The organism is Clostridioides difficile ATCC 9689 = DSM 1296 (assembly GCF_001077535.1).
GTDB classification, from domain to species: domain Bacteria; phylum Bacillota; class Clostridia; order Peptostreptococcales; family Peptostreptococcaceae; genus Clostridioides; species Clostridioides difficile.
The window spans coordinates 2,267,608-2,289,244 of the sequence record NZ_CP011968.1 but is presented as its reverse complement, the minus strand read 5'-3'; the positions used below and the strand labels follow the sequence as shown (position 1 = coordinate 2,289,244).

Sequence of the window (21,637 nt, the reverse complement as noted above, 5' to 3'; positions counted from 1 at the left end):
GATAAACTACAGCTCTTTTGTATTTGTTGTATTTTTGTATTTATTGTATTATTTAATAATGTCTATTAGTTCTCCATTTTGTAAAGTTTTAGGTGTAATTACTATATTGAACTCTTTTTGCAAATCTTTTATAATATCTAATTCTTTTTTTGTTATTATTGAGATTGTGTTACCACTTCGATTTCCTCTAGCAGTTCGACCACATCTATGCAGGTATTCATTTTTACTTTTTGGAAAATCCAAGTTAAAAACATGACTTACATCCACAATATCTAGTCCACGAGCAGATAAATCAGTTGTAATTAAAATCTTTGCTTTACCAAGTTTAAATTTATTTATTGCATTCTTTCTATCTTCTTTTTCCATATTTCCAAAAATTCCTATTGCTTTGTAATTATGATAATTTAGTTTTGATACTAGGACTTCTATATTTTTTTCATTATTTACAAATACAATAGCTTTTTTTGGATTTGTAGCTGCTAATGCCTTTCTAAGAAAAGTAAATTTATCCCTTATCTCACCTAATAAATATGAGTGATTGATGTTAGGATTTATTTGTGATTTTTCCTTTGTTTTTATTATTTCAAACTCCTTCATAAGTTTATCACAAATTTTTATAGTGCTATCAGTAAGACTTGCAGAGCATCCTATAATTTGTCTATCTCTTAACGTTGTTCTTATTATGTCTTCTATACAAGTTATATTTTTTCCATTCAATAGATTGTCCACTTCATCTAAGATAATAGTTTTTATATTATGTGATTTTAGTTTCTTTTGTTTTATCAAGTCTAAAACTCTTCCACAAGAGCCAATTACTATGTGTGGTTTTACTGCTTTTATATTTTTTATTTGTTTTTGTATATTGACCTCCCCAATTAAAGCTAAAGAAGTAACGGAGAGTTCTGCATTTTTAGCCAATAATTCAACCTGGTTTGTAATCTGCATTACTAATTCATGCGTAGGTGCAAGTATAAGAGCTTGTGTTTCTCTTTTTGATGTATCAATTTTTTCAAATATAGGTAAAAGGTATGCTAGTGTTTTTCCTGTTCCAGTCTGTGAATTAATCAATAAATCCTTATTTTGAATTATATTCCCTATAACAAGTGACTGAACTTCTGTTGGAGAAGTTATGTCTTGTTTTTTGAGTCCATCTATTAGAGTGGAACTTATTTTTAATTGTTCAAATGTATTCATATTTTACTCCTTATATTTTAATAATTATAGTCAACTATTTTTTATTATACATTGTTTATTCAAATCGAACTATATATTCTTTTATAATTATGTGTAATTTGAAAGTAAATATCAATTATATTTATACCTTTATATTTCTGATACCTTTGCATTTTATAGATTTCTAAAATAAACAAATAAAAGTTGTAATTGTTTGATATTTGTTATATATTATATATAACAAATATCAAAACTATAATATGGAGGGAAATTATGTTAAAAGTAATCAATGTATCTAAATCATATAAAAATAAAAAAGTAGTAAGTAGTGTCTCATTTGATGTAAATGATGGAGAGCTTTTTGGGTTTATAGGACATAATGGAGCAGGTAAAACTACTACTATTAAAGCAATTGTTGGAATACACGATTTTGAAGAGGGAGAGGTACTAATAAATTCTAAATCTATAAAAAAACAGCCTGTTGAATGTAAAAAGGAAATGGCATATATACCTGATAATCCAGATTTATACGAGTCATTAACTGGTATACAATACCTTAATTTTATAGCTGACATATTTGAAGTTGCCAAAGATAAAAGAGAAGAGTTAATAAAATATTATTCAAATAAGTTTGAACTCAATAAAGCATTAGGAGATTTAATATCTTCATATTCACATGGTATGAAACAAAAATTAGCTATAATTTCGGCTTTGATACACAGCCCAAAAATCTTAATTCTTGATGAACCTTTTGTAGGTCTTGACCCAAAAGCTTCCTTTATATTGAAGGAAATTATGAGGGAGTTTTGTGACAAAGGTGGTTGTATATTTTTCTCAACACACGTTTTAGAAGTTGCTGAAAAAATTTGTGATAAGATTGCCATAATAAAAGATGGAAATATAATTGCTTATGGAACTACAGAAGAAGTTAAGGGAAGTAATTCACTTGAAAGTATTTTCATGGAATTAATAGAGAAATAAAATGTTTTTTATACAATATAGTGTCTAAAGTGAGGAATGATAAAATATGAGCAATCTAAGTATATTAATAAAAAATAATATAATAAATGAATTTAAATTAAATGCGTTAAAAAAAGCTGACGGTAGAGAAAAACAAAAAATAATGGGAATGATGCTTTCAGTTGTTATAATAGCGGGTCTATTAATTTTTTATGTAACGAGCTTAAGTCTCTCTTTAGTTGATATCTTAAAGCAAATAAATCAACTGGAAATGCTACTGATATTTGGTTTTGGATTATCAACATTAACAACTATTGTTACATCATTATATAAAACGTCATCATATCTATTTCAAGCAAAAGATTTAGACCTTTTGACTAGTTTACCTATAAAAGAATCTACTGTACTAGCAAGTAAGATATTAATGTTGGTTGGAGCAAACTATTTATTTTCTTCAATATGTATGATTATACCTGCAGTGGTTTACTTTTTAAATTCTGATGTAAGTATAACTTATTTCCCTTATTTGATATTGCTATTTTTAGCTTTACCATTATTACCGATAGTTGCTTCATCAATAATTTTTCTATTTATAGGGCAGATATCATCAAGAATAAAATACAAAAATTTAGTATTAATAATAGGTAGCATTATATTGATGTTGCTTTATACCCTACTTATGTCAAGACTTAATTCTATGTCAGTTGAAATGCTAAAGAATAGTGTGTCTATTTCAGAGACGATTAGAAAAGTATATCCTCCTATATATTATTTTGTTGATGCTCTTAAAACAGGAAGTATAGTTTCATTTTTAGCATTTATAGCCATCTCAATAATACCATTTTTTATGTTTGTAACTCTGTTTGCAAAAAAATTTAAAGATATAAATGCTAAGATGAGTGAAGGATATAAGTCAAAAAATTATGAATTTAAGGGTCAAAAAACTTCAAGACCTTCAAAAGCTTTATTAAAAAAAGAATTTAAGAGATATACTTCTTCGTTTATATACTTTTTAAATTCATCTGCAGGTTTGTTATTTCTAATAGTAGGTACAATTTTAATATTATTATTTGGAGCAGATAAAGTGGGTGAGTTACTGAAATTGAATATAGATTTTAATCTTATAAAAATACAATTATTGGGAGTATTCTTCTTTATAATAGTAATGAATTGTACAACATACTGTTCAATTTCTCTTGAAGGAAAAAATTTATGGATACTGAAATCTTCTCCAATAGATGAAAGAGAAATATTCTGGTCAAAAGTATTAATGAATTTTTTATTGAATGCCCCATTATCTATTTTATGTCTAATATTAGTATCTATAAGATTAGACTTTGAAATTCAGTTTATTATTGTATCAATCTGTTTGATTGTAAGTTTTTCAATGTTTGTAGCATTGATGGGATTATTATCAAATTTATTATACCCAAACCTTGATTGGAAAAATGAGGTGGCTGTAGTAAAAAGAAGTGCAAGTATGATAGTTACAATGTTAGTATCATTAGCTTATGTAATTATACTTGGAGGTATATATGTATTACTTGGAATTTCGTTTTTAAATATATATATTATTTTGGCAAGTATACTTACTTTGATATTAGATTTTATGATATGGAGAATTATTTCTACTAAAGGAGTAAGAATATTTAAAAATTTATAGGTGTATTTATGTCAAATAAAGACTTATCTTTTTTAGTCTTGCAAATAATAGGTTAAGTAGTATACTATGTATAGTGATATGAAAAAATTTAGGAGAAAATAAATGAGAAAATTATCCAAAAGAGAAAAAGATTTTATTCAATATGGATTTTTATTATTTTTGATATGTATTACTACTTATTTAGTATTAACTACTTTAGATATAAAACTAATACCTAAAATTATAAGGCTAGTAAATAAGACTTATATATTTCTTGGCATATTGACAATTATAGTATATATGATAATTGAATCTATTGTAACTCATTTGATAATAAATGCAGTTCAAAAAACAAAAGTAAAATTTATTGGTATTAAAATGGCTACAATGGGATTTTACTATAACTTAGTTACTCCATTTGCATCTGGGAGTCAACCAATGCAAATATATGCACTTACAAAATATGATGTAAGCCTTAGTAAATCAGTGGCTATAGTTACTAATAAAACTGTAGTATTTCAAAGTACAGTTACTGTATTTTGTGGAATTTTAATTTTGCTAAATAAGTCATTACTGATGGAGCAAGTACATTCTGTGAAAGTCTTGATAACTTTTGGAATGATTATGAATGTAAGTATGTTGTTAGGTGGACTACTAATAGTATTTAGTCCAAAACAAGTAAAAATGATAGCAGAAGTTTTGATTAATTTTTTATCTAAATTTAAAACATTTAAATTTTTAGATTCAAAACGTGATAGAATAAATCATTATATTGATGATTATAATTATTCTATAAAAATATTTATTAAAAATGTAAGAATCTTAGTTTTAAGTATATTACTTACTGTGTTACAATTAATCGCATATTTCAGTATAGTTTATTGTGTGTATAAAGCCTCAAATTTAAGAGGAGTTTCATATGTACATATAATGACATTACAGGTCTTTTTATATATGGCTATATCACCAATTCCAACACCAGGAAATGTTGGAGCTAATGAGGTTACATTTTTTACTATGTTCTCCAATATAATTCCAAAAGAATTATTGGGGTACTCTGTACTCTTATATAGTGGGTTTGTATACTATTTTATATTAATAGTTTCAGGTTTATTTACATTTGGAACGCATTATACATTAAATTCTTGGAAAAAGGAAGATAAAGTAAATTCTAATTTAGATAAGGTTATTGAAAAATTAAATTAATAAAATAATTAGGGAAATTCTATATATAAATATGGTGTTGAATAAGCTATATTATATTGAGATATTTCCCTTTTTTGATTAAAATTATAGAAATTTGAAATAATAAGTAATAAACAGAAAAAGTGATATTGTTTTGAAAGGAGAAACTATGAAACAAGATAAACAAAATGAAAAACAAAGTGAGATTTCTAAGATAAAACAAAGCAATGATAATAAACTTGAAATAGCTCAAGAATTACATGTAAGTAAAAATATAGGGAATATGCTTGGATATAGAATAGATAAGAAAAAAATGAATAGACCAAGTTAATGAAAATGTTGAAAATGGTACATTTTAAAAAATATATATAATGAAATGTTTTATTGTTAAATTTAAACTTATTTTAATGGAGGAAAAAGTCGAAAAATATCTAAAAAGATATGGATATAAAAAATATTAATATATATATACTATAAACTTGACAAAATCAACCTTTTAATAACTAGCAAAAAATAGCAAAATTATATAAGCGTTATTTAATTGTCAAAAATGAAAGCTAAATTGCATGTCCTAAAAAAAATGATTGATAACATTTATTTGTGTGCTATAATTATATAGTAAAACAATAAGTATATTGCATAATGTATGCAAATCGGGAGGAGAGACGGACATGGAAGCATCTATACACACAATTGCCAGCAATAATTTATTGATAATTTTTGCTATTGTAAGTATAACTGGAATAATTTGTAGTAAGCTTAGTGAAATAATAAAGGTTCCAGATGTAGTGTTATATTTACTTGTAGGTATTTTAATAGGACCATCATTTTTAAAATTTATAGATATTCGTGGATTTCAAATAGAAAATCAACTAATACTTACATTTGGTTCTGCATTTATTTTATATTTAGGTGGAAAAGAAATAAGTTTAAAAGTATTGAGAAATGTGAAGATATCTGTATTCTTATTAGCTACTTTAGGAGTTGTGATATCTGCTTTTATAATGCAACAAGTAATAGGATTTACTTTTGGGATAAGTGCAATGACTGCTTTACTAGCAGGAACTATAATAGCATCAACAGACCCAGCCACTCTTGTACCTATATTTAATCAGGTAAAGATAAAGGATAGGGTAAAACAAACTGTAATAAGTGAATCAGCTTTTAATGATGCAACAGGAGCTATACTAACATCAGCAGTGTTGGCTGTAATTTTGTCAAATAAATTTTCATTAGGTGAAAATATTTATGAACTGGGGACAATGGTTATTGTCGGAGTTTTAGTTGGTTTAATTACAGGAATACTGCTTTTGAAATTAGTTAATGATAAACCTTATGGAATATTTAAAGATTTTGCACCAATAATATCTGTTATTTCAGTTGTAGTTGCATATGAATTATCTACAAAATTAGGTGGAAGTGGATATATGTCTTGCTTTATTGTAGGTATAATAACTGGTAACAAGAAAAACTTTAAAATTTGGTTAAGTCAAAAATCTTATGATGCAGATTTTTATGTTGCTGAAACTTTAGGTACTATTTGTCGTATGGCAATATTTATAATATTGGGTAGCCAAGTTAATTTGGCTCAGTTAAGTAAATATTTTATGCCATCTGTAATTACAGTATTAGTATTAATGTTTATAGCAAGACCACTTTGCGTTTTAGTTTGTACACTTGTAGACAGGGAAGCAAAATGGAGTAAAAGTGAAATATTATTTATGATGTGGGTAAGGGAAACAGGCGTAATACCAGCAGCACTTTGTGGTATTATTTCAGCAATGAAAGTTCCTGGATACGAAGTGATTTCATCTGTAGTATTCATGACTATACTAATTACATTAGTAATACAAGGAAGTACTACAAAATTAGTAGCTAAAAAACTTGGATTATTAGAAGAAGAAGTGATAAATATAAGTGAAAAAGTATCAACTTTTTAAAGTTTTGCTTTAAAATAGTACCTGTTAATGGCTATTTTAATATTGTCTAATGATGATTATTGAAATAGTCATTTTTTTATGTATAAGTAATTTACAGAATTTACATATTAGACATATTTATTATCAAAATTTGTTGAAGCTATGATATAATTAGTTGTATTTAAAATAAGAATAGCAAATAAGGGAGGAAATTTATGTTTACGGTTATGGATATTGTACAGCCAGATACAGTAGAAGAAGCGTACTCAATTTTAAATAAAAGAAAAACTAACCAAGTAATTGGTGGAAGTGCTTTTTTAAGAATGGGGAAAAAAAGAATAGGAACAGGAATAGAATTATCTAAATTAAATTTAGATTATATAAAAGAGTATGAAGATTACGTTGAGATTGGTTCTATGACTACTTTTAGAACATTAGAAACAAGTTCCATAATAAAAAATAATTTTGGAAGAATAATAGAAGATTCAGTTAAAAATATAATAGGAGTTCAGTTTAGAAATGTAGTAACAGTTGGTGCAACAGTATTTTCTAAATATGGTTTTTCTGACTTGATAGTAGCATTACTTTCATTAGATACAGAAGTAGAATTATATAATATTGGGAGAATTAGTCTTGAAGAGTTTCTAAATAGAGATTATGAGAAAGATTTACTTATTAAGATATACATAAAGAAGACAAATAAGAATGCTTCTTATAAATCACTTAGAAATGCAAAGAGTGATTATCCAATTCTAAATGTATCTGTATCAAAACATATGGAACAATTTAAGTTATGTGTAGGAGCAAGACCGCAGAAAGCTACGATTGCAAAACAAGCTAGTGAATTTCTATCTAACAATGAAATCAATGAAATTAATATAGATAAAGCAGTAGAAATAGCATCAGAAGAACTAACTTTTGGTTCTAACATGAGAGCATCTAGGGAGTATAGAAAAGCTATGAGTAAAGTACTTTTAAAAAGAGCTATAATGGAGGTTATTTAATGTTAGTAAAGATTAATATAAATGGGAAGAAAAAAAGTGTTGATATAGAACCAGAAGAATATCTGGTTGATACTTTAAGAAAAGTTGGTAATTTAAGTGTGAAAAGAGGTTGTGACACAGGCTGTTGTGGTTTATGTACAGTTTTAATTGACAAGAAACCTACATTATCCTGTGCAACACTGACATTGAGAGCTTTAGATAAAGAAATAACTACAATTGAAGGTTTAGAAAATGAAGTTAAAGAATTTAGTGAAGTTTTGGTAAAAGAAGGAGCTGAGCAATGTGGTTTCTGTTCTCCTGGCTTTATACTTACTGTACTTGCAATGAAGGATGAGCTTGAAAATCCTACAGATGATGAAATAAAGCATTATCTTACAGGAAATCTATGTAGATGTACAGGGTATATGGGACAGTTAAGAGCTATCAAAACTTATCTGGAGGTAAAATAGAACATGAATATAGTTGGAAAAGGAATCAAGAAAATAGATGGAATGAGTATCACAACAGGAAAGCCTGTATATACAGATGATTTATCAGCAAAAGATGCTTTGGTGGTAAAGATACTTAGAAGTCCTCACGCTTATGCAAAAATAAAAGATATAGAGACATCAAAGGCAGAAATGGTTGATGGTGTTGAATGTGTTTTAACATATAAAGATGTACCAAAATCTCGATTTACACTTGCTGGTCAAACATATCCAGAGCCATCTCCATATGATAGATTAATTCTTGAAGATGTTGTAAGATATGTAGGTGACGAAGTAGCTATAGTGGCAGCTATAGATGAAAAAACTGCAATTAAAGCAATGAATCTTATCAAAGTAAAGTATGAAGTACTTACACCTGTTTTGGATTTTGAAGAGGCAATAGGAAATAAAACTATGGTACATGATGAAGATAGACATTGTAACTTTGATATAGGTATGCAAAGAGAAAAAAATATAGTATCCCATCATGATTATACAAAAGGTGATGTAGAAAAAGTATTAAGTAATTGTGATGTAGTGATTGAAGAAACTTATTATACTCAAGCTCAAGCACATGCAATGATGGAGACGTATAGGGCATACAATTATTTAGACCATATGGGAAGATTGGTTGTAGTAAGTTCAACTCAAATACCATTTCATGTAAAAAGACATTTATCTCGTGCACTAGAAATACCAGCTAGCAAAATTAGGGTTATAAAACCTAGAATTGGTGGCGGATTTGGTGGTAAACAAACTGCATGTGTTGAGATTTTTTCTGCAATTGTTACTTTAAAAACAGGGAAACCAGCTAAAATAATTTATGATAGAAAAGAAACTTTTAATTGTTCAACAAGTAGACATGCAATGAGATTAAAAGTTAGACTAGGTGCTACAAATGATGGCATAATAAAGGCAATAGATATAAAAGCACTTTCTGATACAGGAGCATATGGAGAGCATGCTTCTACAACTATTGGTTTGGTTGGAGAAAAAACTTTACCAATGTATAATAAAGTTGAAGCAACAAGATTTATTGCAGATGTGGTATATACTAATAAGATGCCAGCAGGAGCACTTAGAGGGTATGGAGCATCACAAGGATGTTTTGCTGTTGAATCAACTATAAATATGCTTGCTAATAAATTAAAAATGGACCCAACAGATTTAAGGTTAAAAAATGTGGTAACAGAAGGTGAAACTACATTTGCATATGGTAAAACTTTAAATAGTGTCGATTTAATAAAATGTATAAATAAAGGCAAAGAACTTATTGGATGGAATGAAAAATATCCTTGTAAACATCTTGATAATGGAAAAATTAGAAGTGTGGGTATGGCAATTACTATGCAAGGTTCTGGTATACAAGGTCTTGATAAGTCTTCAGCTGAAATAAAATTGAATGACTGTGGAGATTATACTCTTATGATAGGTTCTACTGATATGGGTACAGGAAGTGATACGATTTTAGCTCAAATGGCTGCTGAGGTTCTTGATACAAGCATTGAAAATATAACAGTTATATCAGCTGATACTGACTTAGTTCCATATGACCCAGGTTCATATGCTTCAAGTACTACTTATGTAACAGGTATGGCAGTAGTTAAGGCAGCTCAAGACTTAAGAGAAAAAATAATTTCTGCTGGAGCAACTAAACTAGGTGTTGAGAAGGATGAAGTAGAATTTGATGGTATAAAATTAACTAGTAAAAAAGGTAGCACTTTATTATTCGATATAGCAGTTGATTCTACAATTGGTCCAGATACTAATCAATTAATAGGTCTTGCTTCTCATGGTAGCCCAGTATCTCCTCCTCCTTTTATAGCAGGTTTTGCAGAAACTGAAATTGACACAGAAACTGGAAAAGTTGATTTAGTAAATTATGTAGCTGTAGTAGATTGTGGAACGGTTATAAATAAAAATCTAGCTAAGATACAAGTTGAAGGTGGAATTGTTCAAGGGATTGGAATGGCATTATTTGAAGAAGTTAGATACACAGAAAAAGGAAGCATGGACACAAATACATTTATGCAATACAAGATTCCAGCTAGATGTGATATTGGAAATGTTAAAGTAGATTTTGTTGAAACTTATGAACCAACTGGACCATTTGGTGCTAAATCTGTTGGAGAAGTTGTTATAAATACACCTTTACCAGCAATACAAGAAGCTGTGTTTAATGGAATTGGTGTAAGAATAAATACACTCCCTATTACACCTGAAAAAGTTTTTATGGAAATGAATAAATAATTATTTATGAAAATTTAGACTAGTTTTACATGTTAAACAACCAGTTATGTCATACCTGTTGAAAGATATTTAATAAGTAGTTATTATAATATTATGAATTTTACTTATAAAATACAAAATTAAATAAGGGGATGATGTTTTGGCTGGTAATCTAAATAATATGAGAGCAGTAAATAATTTTAGAGGAGATAAGAACATTTTAGAATGTTTAGTCAGCTTTGAGGGTCGTTCAATAAGTCAGAGAAAAGTAAGGGTATTTTTTAAAGAAAAACAAAATCAAATAGAAATTGATTTTGCAGAAGAGGAAATTTCTAAATTGGTTGAAAATGTTGTTTTAAATACATCATATCAAGAAATGTTATATGATGAAATAGAGAAACAACTGGAAATTGATTGTATAGGTACTTGGATGATATTATCTAAATTAAAAGATGGTAGTAGAGTTCACTGATTTTAAAATAAATTATTAGAGCCTAATTTTAAGGCTCTTTTTTGCTGTTTTTAATTAACAATAGAAAATTTATCTTTAGTTTGTATATAATTTTAATATCATATATTCTATATATATAAAATTGAATTTGTATGTATTATGTTGTATAATATAAAATGAATTAGGAAAATAGTTCGCTAAAATAATTTGTTTTTATAAAATTACTGTTTAAGTTTATAGATTTTGTATAAAATAAAGTTATGTTATTAATTTTTTTAGAAATAAAACTTTTACTAGGAGACAGATATGAGAAAAAATAGTATTAATATAGCACTAACTGCAGCAATTACAGCAATCTATGCAGTTTTAACATTATCATTGGGATTTATAAGTTATGGACCAATACAATTTAGGGTAGCAGAGATTATGATGCTTTTGGCATTTTTAGATAAAGGATATATAGTAGGTCTTACATTAGGTTGTTTTTTAGCAAATGTAATAGGACCATATGGTGTACCTGATATAATTTTTGGAACATTAGCCACATTTATAAGTGCAAGTATGATTTATATTACTAGAAAGTTAGGTAAACAGAATAAAAGTACTTTAGTTATAGCTTCTTTATGGCCAACTGTTATAAATTCGATTGTGGTTGGTCTAATGTTAAATGTATTCTTTGGGCTTCCATTAATTCTATCTATGATACAAGTAGGTTTTGGAGAATTTGTAGTAGTAACAATTGTAGGAGTACCATTTTTCTGCTTTTTAATGAAAAAATATAAAAATGTCATTAATATTAAATTTTAAATAGTGTATAGTAATTTAATTAATTGAGAGTATTATTAGTGAAAAGAGGTGTTTATTTGTCGAAGGTAAAAAGATTGACTGATGTTTGGATATATATTAATGATAAGCAAAAGTTTACAATAAAAGAGTTGTCAGAAGAATTTAATCTTTCAGCTAAAACAATACAACGATATTTAAAAGAATTAAATAAAATGGGACTTCCAATTCAAGCAGAACAAGGTAGAAATGGAGGTTATAGGGTGCTAAATAATAGCTATATACCTCCTGTTATATTTACAGAAAAAGAAGTTATGATTATACTATTTGCACTTAAGTCACTTCAGATTTATAATTATAAGTTAATGGAAATAGAAATTAATTCTATAATGAGAAAAGTAAGTTATGAACGTAAAAGCAGTATAAAAGTAGGTATAGAAAATATTAAAAGATACATTGGCTTTGTAGCTAATGATACTAATGATGGAGATTTTAAGAGTAGTAATGTAACTGAGTTTTTTAGAGCTTCTTCAGAATCTCTAATTTTAAATATTAAGTATAAGTGTGGTAATCAGATTTTGGAAAAAAACGTATGCCCTATAGGTATATATTTAAATAAGGGAGCATGGTTTTCACCAGCATATGATTGTAAAAGTGATAAAATAATATTAGTTCATATAGATAATATAATTGATATAAAAAGAACAGGAGAAAGTAAAAAAATACATATAAACTTGGAAGAATGGTTACATGAAGTATATAACAATTTATATGGAAATAGTTCAACTACTAAAAAATTTGGTGAAATTATTTATCTAAATGTATTATTAACTAAAGAAGGTGTTTCTAAAATAAAGGACAGTTCTTGGAATTTAGATATGGAGCTAAATGAAGATGGTAGTGGAATAATTAGTACATTCATAAAGGTTGAAGATATAGATTGTTATGCTTCGATTTTATTTTTTATTGGAAATAATGCTAAGGTTATAGAGCCAAAATTTTTGAATAAGCTACTTTATGATAAGGCCAATGAGTTAAGATATTTTTATGAAGAAAATATGGTATAATATTTAGAAATGTTGAAATTAAATAATTATTAAGGAGATATACGTTATAATGGAAAATTTTAATAAGAATGCTAAAATAATTGGTATTGGAGCTGAAGGTATTAATATAATAAATGAAGTAGAAGAAAAAATAAAAGCAAATATGGATATAGAAAAAATAAACATAAATCAAGAGATTGAAAAAGAATATGTTAGAAGTCTTTTAGATGGTGTAGATATATTATTTTTGATATATTCATCTGAAGATAAACATATTAGAGATATTATAAAAGCTGTTTCATATATGTCAAACGAAAGAAGAGTTCTATCTATAGGAATGGATTGTTCAGAGAAGGAAAATAAAGAAGATTTAGAGCTTGGGAGAGAGTTTAAAATCAATAATGATAGTATATTTAAATTTGTTGATTTAATGAATATCATGGTAGAGTCTATTTCTGATTCTTGCATGATAAATATAGATATTACTGATTTAAAAGAAGCTATTGTAGGAGATAAAGGAATTAAGTATTCTTTTGAAGAGTTTGAAGATACAAAGTCATATAGCGAGATAGCTGACATTTTATTTGATAGGATGGAATATATTGGTGAGGAATTTATAAGTAAGAAAGGAATTGTATTTGTTGAAGGAAGTCCAGAATTTTCTATAATGGAATTGAATGATTTAATAAGTAATATTCAGAGCAAGGTAGAAGAAAGCTATGAAGTAATATTTTCTTTATATATAAAGGAAAATTTAAATGGAAATATTAGAGTAGGCTTATTGTATAATTAGTATATTTTAGATATTAAGGAGAGTGTATATGTCTGAAAATATAAGAGGTACAGAGTATTGGTTAATGGAAGAATTTTTTTATCAGGAAACAGACACACCACAGATTTTTAGAGAAGAAAGCATAATTGCACTTGGATTTGATATAAAAATAAATTTAAAAAAAGTATTCAGTATGGGGAAAAAATCAGAAAAGTATATTAATGAGAATTGTAATGATAAAGATTTTATAAAAAAGTTTATGTCGATTAAAAAAGGAGATTATTTTTTATATAAAGCATATCAAAATATAGAAGAAAAAGTTAAATGTAATGTGTCTATTGGCATAGTTGAAGAAGATTTTGAAAATGGATATGAATTAAGTCATATTTTAGGGCATACACTACCAGTAAAATGGATGCATAATTTTGATACAGTTTCAAATTGTAAAGTATATATAAGTGAATTTTATAAATTAAATAATAATGATATTAGCTCATATTTAGAAATTATTAAGTCACAAGATAAGAAATTATTGAGAAAAAGAATAGAAGAAAGTGAAAATAATAAATGGTATTTAAAAAACTATTATTATAAAAATGTAGATAAGTGTGTAGATGATGAAGAATTATTTATTCAGCCCATTAATCTAGAACAATTAGAAAGCCTAAAAAATATAAAGACAGATGATTATATTTTATTGTATAATAGCGAGAAAGTAATTTGTGAAAATGACCATACAATGAAGAGTCTATTTGGCGTATGTCAAGTTATGGAAGGGTTCGATAAAGAGAAAGTAAGTGCTTTGGAGGGTGGATATTTTTTTCCTGTTAGATGGATAGAGTATGAAAAGGAGAATATAGACGGAAATGCATGGGTTATATTTGAAAATAATAGTATAGTTGAAAAGTATGTAAAAAGATTTACTAATAAAATGGCATTAAATACTATACTTTATGGACCACCAGGAACTGGTAAAACATACAATACAAAACAGATGGTTTACAATCTAGTAAGTGAAACCAGTCTAAGAAACAGATACTATACAGGTTACTTAGATTATAAAAACAATGTAGAATTTTGTACATTTCATCAATCATATGGATATGAGGAATTTATAGAGGGTCTTAAGTCTGATGGTGAAGGCAATTTTAAGCCAGAAGATGGGATATTAAAGGATATATCTATAGAAGCATGTTATAATGCATTGAAATTTGAAAAAAAGATGAGCTTTGAGTTGGAAAAAGATAGCTTGACTTTAGAAACTATAAAAGACAGGAAAAAGAAATTAGTATTAGAAAATATAGAATATAGTGAGAGTTTTAATTTTGAAGAATCAGAAAACTATGTTTTAATAATAGATGAAATTAATAGAGGGAATGTATCTAAAATATTTGGTGAGCTAATAACATTATTGGAAGATGATAAAAGACTTACTAAATCAAATCAAACTATTGTCAAACTACCATATTCAAAGGAAAAATTTTCTCTACCTCCAAATTTGTATATAGTTGGAACTATGAACACATCAGATAAATCAATAGCACTTTTAGATATAGCTTTAAGAAGAAGGTTTAATTTTGAAGAAATTATGCCAGATTATGATTTATTGTCTATTGTAGATGGTATAGATATTAGAAAAATGCTATATACAATCAATAAAAGGATAGAGTTTTTATATGATAGAGACCATGTTATTGGACAAGCTTATCTACTTGCTGTAGAAAATATTAATGATATAGTAGTAGTATTTAGAAGTAAAATAATACCACTTCTTCAAGAGTATTTTTATTATGATTCAGAAAAAGTAGGTTTGATTTTAGGAGGAATTGGAAGAAATGAAAAAGATAAATACATTGTTTATAAAGAAAAACTTATAGCTTCTGAGTTATTTAAAAATAATAATGCCTCAATAATGGAGAGTAAAGTTAACTATTGTATAAAACAAAACATATCTAGTGAGGAGCTAAAAAATATATATGAGTAAAAATATATATGTTAAGGAAACCTATGAATGGATAAGGGTAGGTAATGGTGAAAATGAGCTTACAGAAATTGAATATGAAAAATTGCTTAAGCATCTAGAGAACAATAATGATGTATTAAAAAGTAATATAATAGATATTAAATACAAAAAACTTAGATTTATAAACTATGTAGGCATCATATGTTTTGAAAATGTAATACTTGAAATACTTCCTAAATTGTCATTAAGTGATAATCTTGTAAAAGATAGAGAGATACTATTACAGATGCTTTCTATATGTAATAAAATTCCAATTACAATGAATGAAAAAATAAGATTGAGTTTGAAAAATTATAATCTCTTAAATTTTTTTGTTATGTATTTCATTGAGAGTATGCAAACACAGATGAAAAAAGGTATTTATTTTGAATATATAAATAAAATAGAGAACTTAAATGTTATGAGGGGTAAAATATTATTAAGTACATATGCAAAAGAAAAAGGCATTTCTCCAATGAAAATAAGATGTGAATATGATGAGTATAGTGAAAATAATTTCTTGAATCAAGTTCTTAAAAAAGCATGTATATCTATTTTATGTAGAATAAATGACAATTCAATTCAAGGCAAGATTAAAAAAATTTTAAGCTATTTTCAAAATGTAGATTTAATTTATATAGATAGAAAAAAACTGTTGGATTATAAATTTTATAAAAACAATGATAGATTTAAAGATTGTTATTTACTAGCTAGACTTCTACTTTTAAATTTGTCTATGGATAATAGTCAAAATAATCAAGAGGCATTTTCTATATTATTTGAAATAAATACTTTGTATGAAGAATATATAGGAATTTTAATCAAAAGTATATGGGACAATTCATTTAGAGAAACATATATACAAGATAAGAGTAAATTTCTTTTGAAAAATGAACAAACTGGTAAGAAAAACTTTAATTTAAGACCGGATATAGTTTTATATGACTTAAAAAATGAATATGAAATTATAATTGACACTAAATGGAAAGCTATTGAAGTAGATTCAAATGTTTTTTATAGGTCAAGTGATATATACCAGATGTATGCATATATAACAGCATATGAAAATGCAAAAAGATGTATATTATTATATCCTTGTATTCAAAAAGATAAGAATTATAGTTCCTGGAAATTATCAGAATCATTTAAGGGTAAGTTTATAGAAGCAAAAACTGTGAGGTTAGATGATATAAAAAACACAAAAAATGATTTAAAAAAGATAATTTTTAATTATAAATTTTAAAAATAAGAATTTTAAAATTTATAAAAGTAATTTTATATAGGTATAAAAATTACGAGTAGTATAAAAAATTTAATAAGGATTTAAATTAAAAATTTTAAAAATTATTTCCATATAAAATATGGCATTGTAATTGCTTATTTAATAGAGGATTTTTGTAAAATGAAGAAAGTATATCTATCAAATTAAAACTAAGTAGATATACTTTTTATTAAGTTTTGTTTTAAAATAATATTATTAAATTATAACTAAGCTTTTCTGTTATGATATAATTAAATAGATAATGTGAATGATTATTATATAGAATACTTATTTGGAGTTGATATTTTATGGACAAACACAGTGATTCAGTAATGTATGGTGGAATGGAAGTATATAATATTTGGGGAACAACAACAGTAGACTCCATAATTGGAGAGTCTGATGTAATGCGTGCTCTTAAGAATAGAATTTGTAAAATTGGAAATAGTGATTCTACTGTAGCTATAACTGGAGAAAGTGGCACTGGAAAAGAATTAATAGCAAGAGCCATTCATCTCGCAGGAAACAGAGGGAATAAAACATTCGTTGCTATAAACTGTGCTGCTATACCAGAACCTTTACTAGAAAGTGAACTTTTTGGATATACAAAAGGAGCTTTTAGTGGAGCAGATTCAAAAGGTAAAATTGGTAAGTTTGAATTGGCCAATGGAGGGGTTGTATTTTTAGATGAGATAGGAGATATGCCAATTCAACTACAATCAAAGTTATTGAGGGTATTACAGGAAAAGAAGTTTACGAGAATAGGTTCAAATGAACTAATTGATATAGATGTTAGAATCATATCAGCTACTAATAGAGATTTATTTGAGTTGGTTAAGGAAAATAAATTTAGAGAAGACTTATACTATAGATTGAATGTAATACCTTTAGAAGTGCCTCCACTTAGAGAAAGAGGAGACGATATACAAATATTAATAAACAATTTTATAGACAAATATTCGAGAAAGATGAAGAAAAACGTGTACCATATAGAGCCAGATGTGGAACAAATGTTGCTTAAGTATCCTTGGCCAGGAAATATTAGAGAGTTGGAAAATACTATAGAACTGGCATTAAACCTTCTTGAGGAAGATGGAATAATACATAAAGGAATAATAAATAGAAAGATACTTGAATATTTTAAGTTAAATAATATAAATATAAAGTTACTTGAGGAAAGTGACTATGAGATAAGTATGGAACAAGACATACTTACACTTGAAGAGTTTGAAAGAGCCTATATAAAGAAAGTGTTAAAGTTTTACGGAAATGATACTAAGTCTAAAAAACTGGCTGCCAAAAAACTTGGAATATCACTAGCTACATTGTACAGAAAAATAGATGTATAATAATTAGGCTTTTTATTCTCAATTCTAAAATTTGAAATTATAAAATTGATAAAAAACACTTGGAAAACTATTTTCTAAGTGTTTTTTTGTGTAATAGCATTTTATTATCCAAAAATAAAAAAAATTTAAAAGAATTTAAAAAAATAAATGCTTTAATAAATTATCAAATACTAACAAATATAATAAAAATTATATATGTAAAACAATTATGTTAAAAAATTGGCATTATAATTGCTTCATATTAAATTGAGATGACAAAATAAAAAAAGAAAGGATGTTGTGTGAGATAATAATAACTGTCATTAAAAAATAGTTGGGAGTGATAACCTTGAGTAAATATCAAAAGAATGTTTCTATGTTTGATATTGATGGAAGGCCACCAATTTTAAAGTGTTTGCCACTATCAATGCAACATATACTAGCAATGATAGTTGGAACTGTTACAGTACCTATAGTCGTAGGAGGAGCTGTGGGTGTTAGCCCTACACAAATAACACTTTTAGTGCAATATGCATTAATAATAGCTGGTATATCAACACTTATACAACTATATCCAATAGGAAATATTGGTTCAAGATTGCCTATAATTTTTGGAGTTGGTTTTACTTATGTACCAACACTTGTAGCAGTCGGAGGAAATTATGGATTAGCAAGCATTTTGGGTGCACAATTAATAGGGGGAGTGGCTACAGTATTAATAGGGATATTCATAAAAAAGATAAGAAAATTTTTTCCGAATATAGTTGCAGGAACAGTGGTTTTTACAATTGGATTATCTTTGTATCCTATAGCAATAAATTATATGGCAGGTGGTGTAAATAGTCCTACTTATGCCTCTATGCAAAACTGGGCAGTAGCGGCTATAACATTAGTGGTAGTTATAGGTCTTAGTCAATTTGCAAAAGGATATGCAAAATTGGCAGCAATATTTTTGGGAATTATAGTTGGATATTGTGTATCTTTAGTTCTGGGTATAATAAATTTTGACCCTATTAGAGAGGCAACTTGGTTTGCGATACCTAAACCGCTTGAATTTGGGATGGAATTTGATATGCCTGTAATAATCTCAGTAGTAATTGTAAGTATAATCAATGCTGTTCAAGCAATTGGAGATTTATCAGCTACTACAATGGGAGGCATGGATAGGAATATCACAGATAAGGAATTATCAAGTGGAGTAATAGGAAGTGGAATTTGTACTATGATAGGAGCTTTGTTTGGAGGTTTACCACCATCATCATATAGCCAAAACGTGGGGATGGTAGCTATGAACAAAGTAATAAGTAGATTTGTGCTTGGAATAGCTGGTATATTTATGTTATTGTCGGGGTTTGTGCCTAAATTTGGTGCATTAATGACTACTATACCATATTCTGTTTTAGGAGGAGCTACAATATCTATATTTAGTATGATAACAATGACAGGTATAAAGTTAATTATTACAGAAGAGTTGTCATCAAGAAATATTACCATTGTTGGTTTGGCAATTGCCTTAGGCATGGGAATAACATCAGTACCAGCAGCCCAAGAGGCATTTCCTTCATTTGTAAAGTTAGTATTTGGAGAATCTCCAATAGTAATTGCAACATTGGTTGCATTCGTTTTAAATCTAATAATACCAAATAAAAGTCTAGAGGATGAGGCTAAAGAAAGAGCTGTTATGGAAGAGACTAATTAAGATATAATAATTTAAAAGAATTGTTTAAATTATTTAGTATGAGATTGTTAGATTATTTTTGATAGCTATTCATTTTAATAAAAAATTTAACAAATAAATATATACCAGGCAATTAATGTTCATTTAAGTTGAAAATCGGGGAGGGAATATTTAGAAATTTGTTAATTTTTTATAAAAATAGCTCAGTTTAGCTGTGTTTATCGGTTGAGCAATAAATTCATGGTCATAAAAATATTTATAGAAAATAATTATAAAAATATTTAGTCAAGATATTTATGTATGGGAGGATTTATTTTATGAAAACACGTAATACTTCAAAATATGATGTCGATGGGATACCACCACTAAAGGAATCAATACCTTTGGCCTTACAACATCTGTTAGCAATGATAGTAGGAAATATGGTACCTGCGATATTAATAGCAAACGTGGTAGGACTTAACCAGGGGCAAGCAACAATGTTGATTCAGGGTTCTATGTTAGCAGCAGGTTTAGCAACGTTTTTACAGTTATATCCAATACCTTTATTTAAAGGATTTAAGTTAGGTTCAAGATTACCTGTAATGATGGGAATGAGTTATGTATTTTTAGGAGCTTGTCTTTCAGTAGCAGCTAAAGATGGTTTAGCAGCTCTATTTGGAGCACAGATTGCTGCTGGGGTAATCGTATTCTTTGTAGGATTTGGAGTTAAGAAAATTAGACATATATTCACTCCAATAGTTTCTGGAACTATAATAGCATGTATGGGACTTGGACTATTCGCAACAGCTATAAAGAATTTAGCTGGAGGAGAAGGCACACAAACATTTGGAAGCCCAATAAACTTCACAGTAGGAGTTATAGTTGCTTTTGTAATAATAATGATAAATAAATACGGTAAAGGTTTAGTAAAAAATTCTTCAATATTAATAGGAATATTAGTAGGTTATGCTATATCTTTAGTTTTAGGATTGGTTGATTTCTCAGCCGTTCAAGGAGCAGCTATAGTATCTTTACCAACACCAGCAGCTTTTGGATTAGAATTTAGACCAGAGTTAATAGTAATGTTTACTATTATTTACATAATAGGTATAGCTGATATGATGGGTGCCTGTACAATAGCTACAGTAGGAGCAATGGATAGAGAGGTAACTGACGAAGAATTAGCATCAGTTGTTTTAGGAAATTCTATAACTTCTATAATTTCATCACTATTTGCAGCTCTTCCAACTGGAGTATTTAGCCAAAATACAGTAATTGTATCTATGAACAAAGTTACAAGTAGATTTGTAATAGCACTAGGGGCACTTGTATTATTACTAGCAGGGATATCTCCAGCATTGGGTGCAATAATGACAACTATACCATCTTGTGTTGTTGGTGGAGCAACTTTAGTAGTTTTCTCATCAATAGCAATGTCTGGTTTCTCTATTATGAGTATGGATGGATTCACTGAAGAAAACAATCTTATAGCAGGTGTATCTATAGCAACAAGTATGGGTCTTACAACTGCTCCACAAGTTTTAGACCAATTCCCAGAAACAATTGGAACTGTCCTTGGAGGGTCAAGTATAGTTTCTGGAGCAATAATAGCTATATTACTTCAAACATTATTTAAATTAAAGTCACGTAAAAGTGCTGAAAACGTTACTTCAAATCTTGAGGAAAATATTGGATAAATGTATTAGATATAATATGAGAAAACCATATGGTAAAATGTTGTAATGAAAGTATTCA

Annotated in this window: 18 protein-coding genes; 17 read left to right on the top strand and 1 reads right to left on the bottom strand. The window is 27.4% G+C overall.

All coding sequences use genetic code 11. The features are described 5' to 3' along the window. Positions 1 to 48: 48 nt before the first annotated feature. Entirely contained in the window at positions 49 to 1,194 is a 1,146-nt protein-coding gene (locus CDIF1296T_RS11100; protein WP_009897250.1) for a DEAD/DEAH box helicase, read from the bottom strand. Positions 1,195 to 1,446: 252 nt separating this feature from the next. Here CDIF1296T_RS11100 and CDIF1296T_RS11095 point away from each other — a divergent pair, with 252 nt between their 5' ends. The 17 genes from CDIF1296T_RS11095 to CDIF1296T_RS11015 all read left to right on the top strand — a co-directional run bounded on the left by CDIF1296T_RS11095 (position 1,447) and on the right by CDIF1296T_RS11015 (position 21,579). Then, a complete protein-coding gene (locus tag CDIF1296T_RS11095) occupies positions 1,447 to 2,154 on the top strand; it encodes an ABC transporter ATP-binding protein (protein WP_003434049.1) in 708 nt (235 codons plus the stop codon). A gap of 46 nt (positions 2,155 to 2,200) precedes the next feature. Next, positions 2,201 to 3,796, top strand: a complete 1,596-nt coding sequence (locus CDIF1296T_RS11090) for a putative ABC transporter permease subunit (protein WP_009897248.1) — start codon at positions 2,201 to 2,203, stop codon at positions 3,794 to 3,796. Between the two features lie 102 nt (positions 3,797 to 3,898). Continuing rightward, positions 3,899 to 4,981 carry a lysylphosphatidylglycerol synthase transmembrane domain-containing protein gene (locus CDIF1296T_RS11085; protein WP_003434053.1) on the top strand — a complete coding sequence of 361 codons (1,083 nt, stop codon included), beginning with the start codon at positions 3,899 to 3,901 and terminating at the stop codon, positions 4,979 to 4,981. 148 nt (positions 4,982 to 5,129) lie between these two features. After that, positions 5,130 to 5,291 (top strand): hypothetical protein, encoded by a 162-nt coding sequence (locus tag CDIF1296T_RS11080; RefSeq protein ID WP_003434055.1) that lies wholly within the window; start codon positions 5,130 to 5,132, stop codon positions 5,289 to 5,291. Between the two features lie 340 nt (positions 5,292 to 5,631). Further along, positions 5,632 to 6,900 carry a cation:proton antiporter gene (locus tag CDIF1296T_RS11075; RefSeq protein ID WP_003433135.1) on the top strand — a complete coding sequence of 423 codons (1,269 nt, stop codon included), beginning with the start codon at positions 5,632 to 5,634 and terminating at the stop codon, positions 6,898 to 6,900. A gap of 194 nt (positions 6,901 to 7,094) precedes the next feature. Further along, positions 7,095 to 7,883 (top strand): FAD binding domain-containing protein, encoded by a 789-nt coding sequence (locus CDIF1296T_RS11070; protein WP_003434058.1) that lies wholly within the window; start codon positions 7,095 to 7,097, stop codon positions 7,881 to 7,883. Next, the gene (locus tag CDIF1296T_RS11065; protein ID WP_003434060.1) at positions 7,883 to 8,332 is read left to right on the top strand and encodes a (2Fe-2S)-binding protein; all 450 of its coding nucleotides are present in this window, start codon (positions 7,883 to 7,885) and stop codon (positions 8,330 to 8,332) included. Before CDIF1296T_RS11070 ends, CDIF1296T_RS11065 begins: the two co-directional genes overlap by 1 nt. Positions 8,333 to 8,335: 3 nt before the next feature. Next, positions 8,336 to 10,600, top strand: a complete 2,265-nt coding sequence (locus CDIF1296T_RS11060; protein ID WP_009897245.1) for a xanthine dehydrogenase family protein molybdopterin-binding subunit — start codon at positions 8,336 to 8,338, stop codon at positions 10,598 to 10,600. 139 nt (positions 10,601 to 10,739) lie between these two features. After that, the gene (locus CDIF1296T_RS11055; RefSeq protein WP_003433131.1) at positions 10,740 to 11,051 is read left to right on the top strand and encodes a hypothetical protein; all 312 of its coding nucleotides are present in this window, start codon (positions 10,740 to 10,742) and stop codon (positions 11,049 to 11,051) included. A gap of 285 nt (positions 11,052 to 11,336) precedes the next feature. Next, on the top strand, positions 11,337 to 11,837 hold the full coding sequence (locus tag CDIF1296T_RS11050; protein WP_003434065.1) for a QueT transporter family protein: 501 nt from the start codon (positions 11,337 to 11,339) through the stop codon (positions 11,835 to 11,837). 56 nt (positions 11,838 to 11,893) lie between these two features. Next, positions 11,894 to 12,880: a helix-turn-helix transcriptional regulator gene (locus CDIF1296T_RS11045; protein WP_009893441.1), complete on the top strand. Its 987-nt coding sequence runs from the start codon at positions 11,894 to 11,896 to the stop codon at positions 12,878 to 12,880. Between the two features lie 49 nt (positions 12,881 to 12,929). Next, a complete protein-coding gene (locus tag CDIF1296T_RS11040; protein ID WP_003434069.1) occupies positions 12,930 to 13,652 on the top strand; it encodes an FtsZ/tubulin family protein in 723 nt (240 codons plus the stop codon). Positions 13,653 to 13,680: 28 nt separating this feature from the next. Further along, positions 13,681 to 15,615, top strand: a complete 1,935-nt coding sequence (locus CDIF1296T_RS11035) for an McrB family protein (protein WP_009897242.1) — start codon at positions 13,681 to 13,683, stop codon at positions 15,613 to 15,615. Next, complete coding sequence (locus tag CDIF1296T_RS11030) at positions 15,608 to 16,876, top strand: McrC family protein (RefSeq protein WP_018112798.1); 1,269 nt, start codon at positions 15,608 to 15,610, stop codon at positions 16,874 to 16,876. Before CDIF1296T_RS11035 ends, CDIF1296T_RS11030 begins: the two co-directional genes overlap by 8 nt. 326 nt (positions 16,877 to 17,202) lie before the next feature. Beyond that, positions 17,203 to 18,243, top strand: coding sequence for a sigma-54 interaction domain-containing protein (locus CDIF1296T_RS11025; protein ID WP_003434073.1), 1,041 nt, complete (start codon positions 17,203 to 17,205; stop codon positions 18,241 to 18,243). A gap of 355 nt (positions 18,244 to 18,598) precedes the next feature. Next, positions 18,599 to 19,921 (top strand): uracil-xanthine permease family protein, encoded by a 1,323-nt coding sequence (locus tag CDIF1296T_RS11020; protein ID WP_003430656.1) that lies wholly within the window; start codon positions 18,599 to 18,601, stop codon positions 19,919 to 19,921. A 296-nt stretch (positions 19,922 to 20,217) separates the two neighbouring features. Continuing rightward, positions 20,218 to 21,579 carry a uracil-xanthine permease family protein gene (locus CDIF1296T_RS11015; RefSeq protein WP_003434075.1) on the top strand — a complete coding sequence of 454 codons (1,362 nt, stop codon included), beginning with the start codon at positions 20,218 to 20,220 and terminating at the stop codon, positions 21,577 to 21,579. The last annotated feature ends 58 nt before the right edge of the window (positions 21,580 to 21,637 follow it).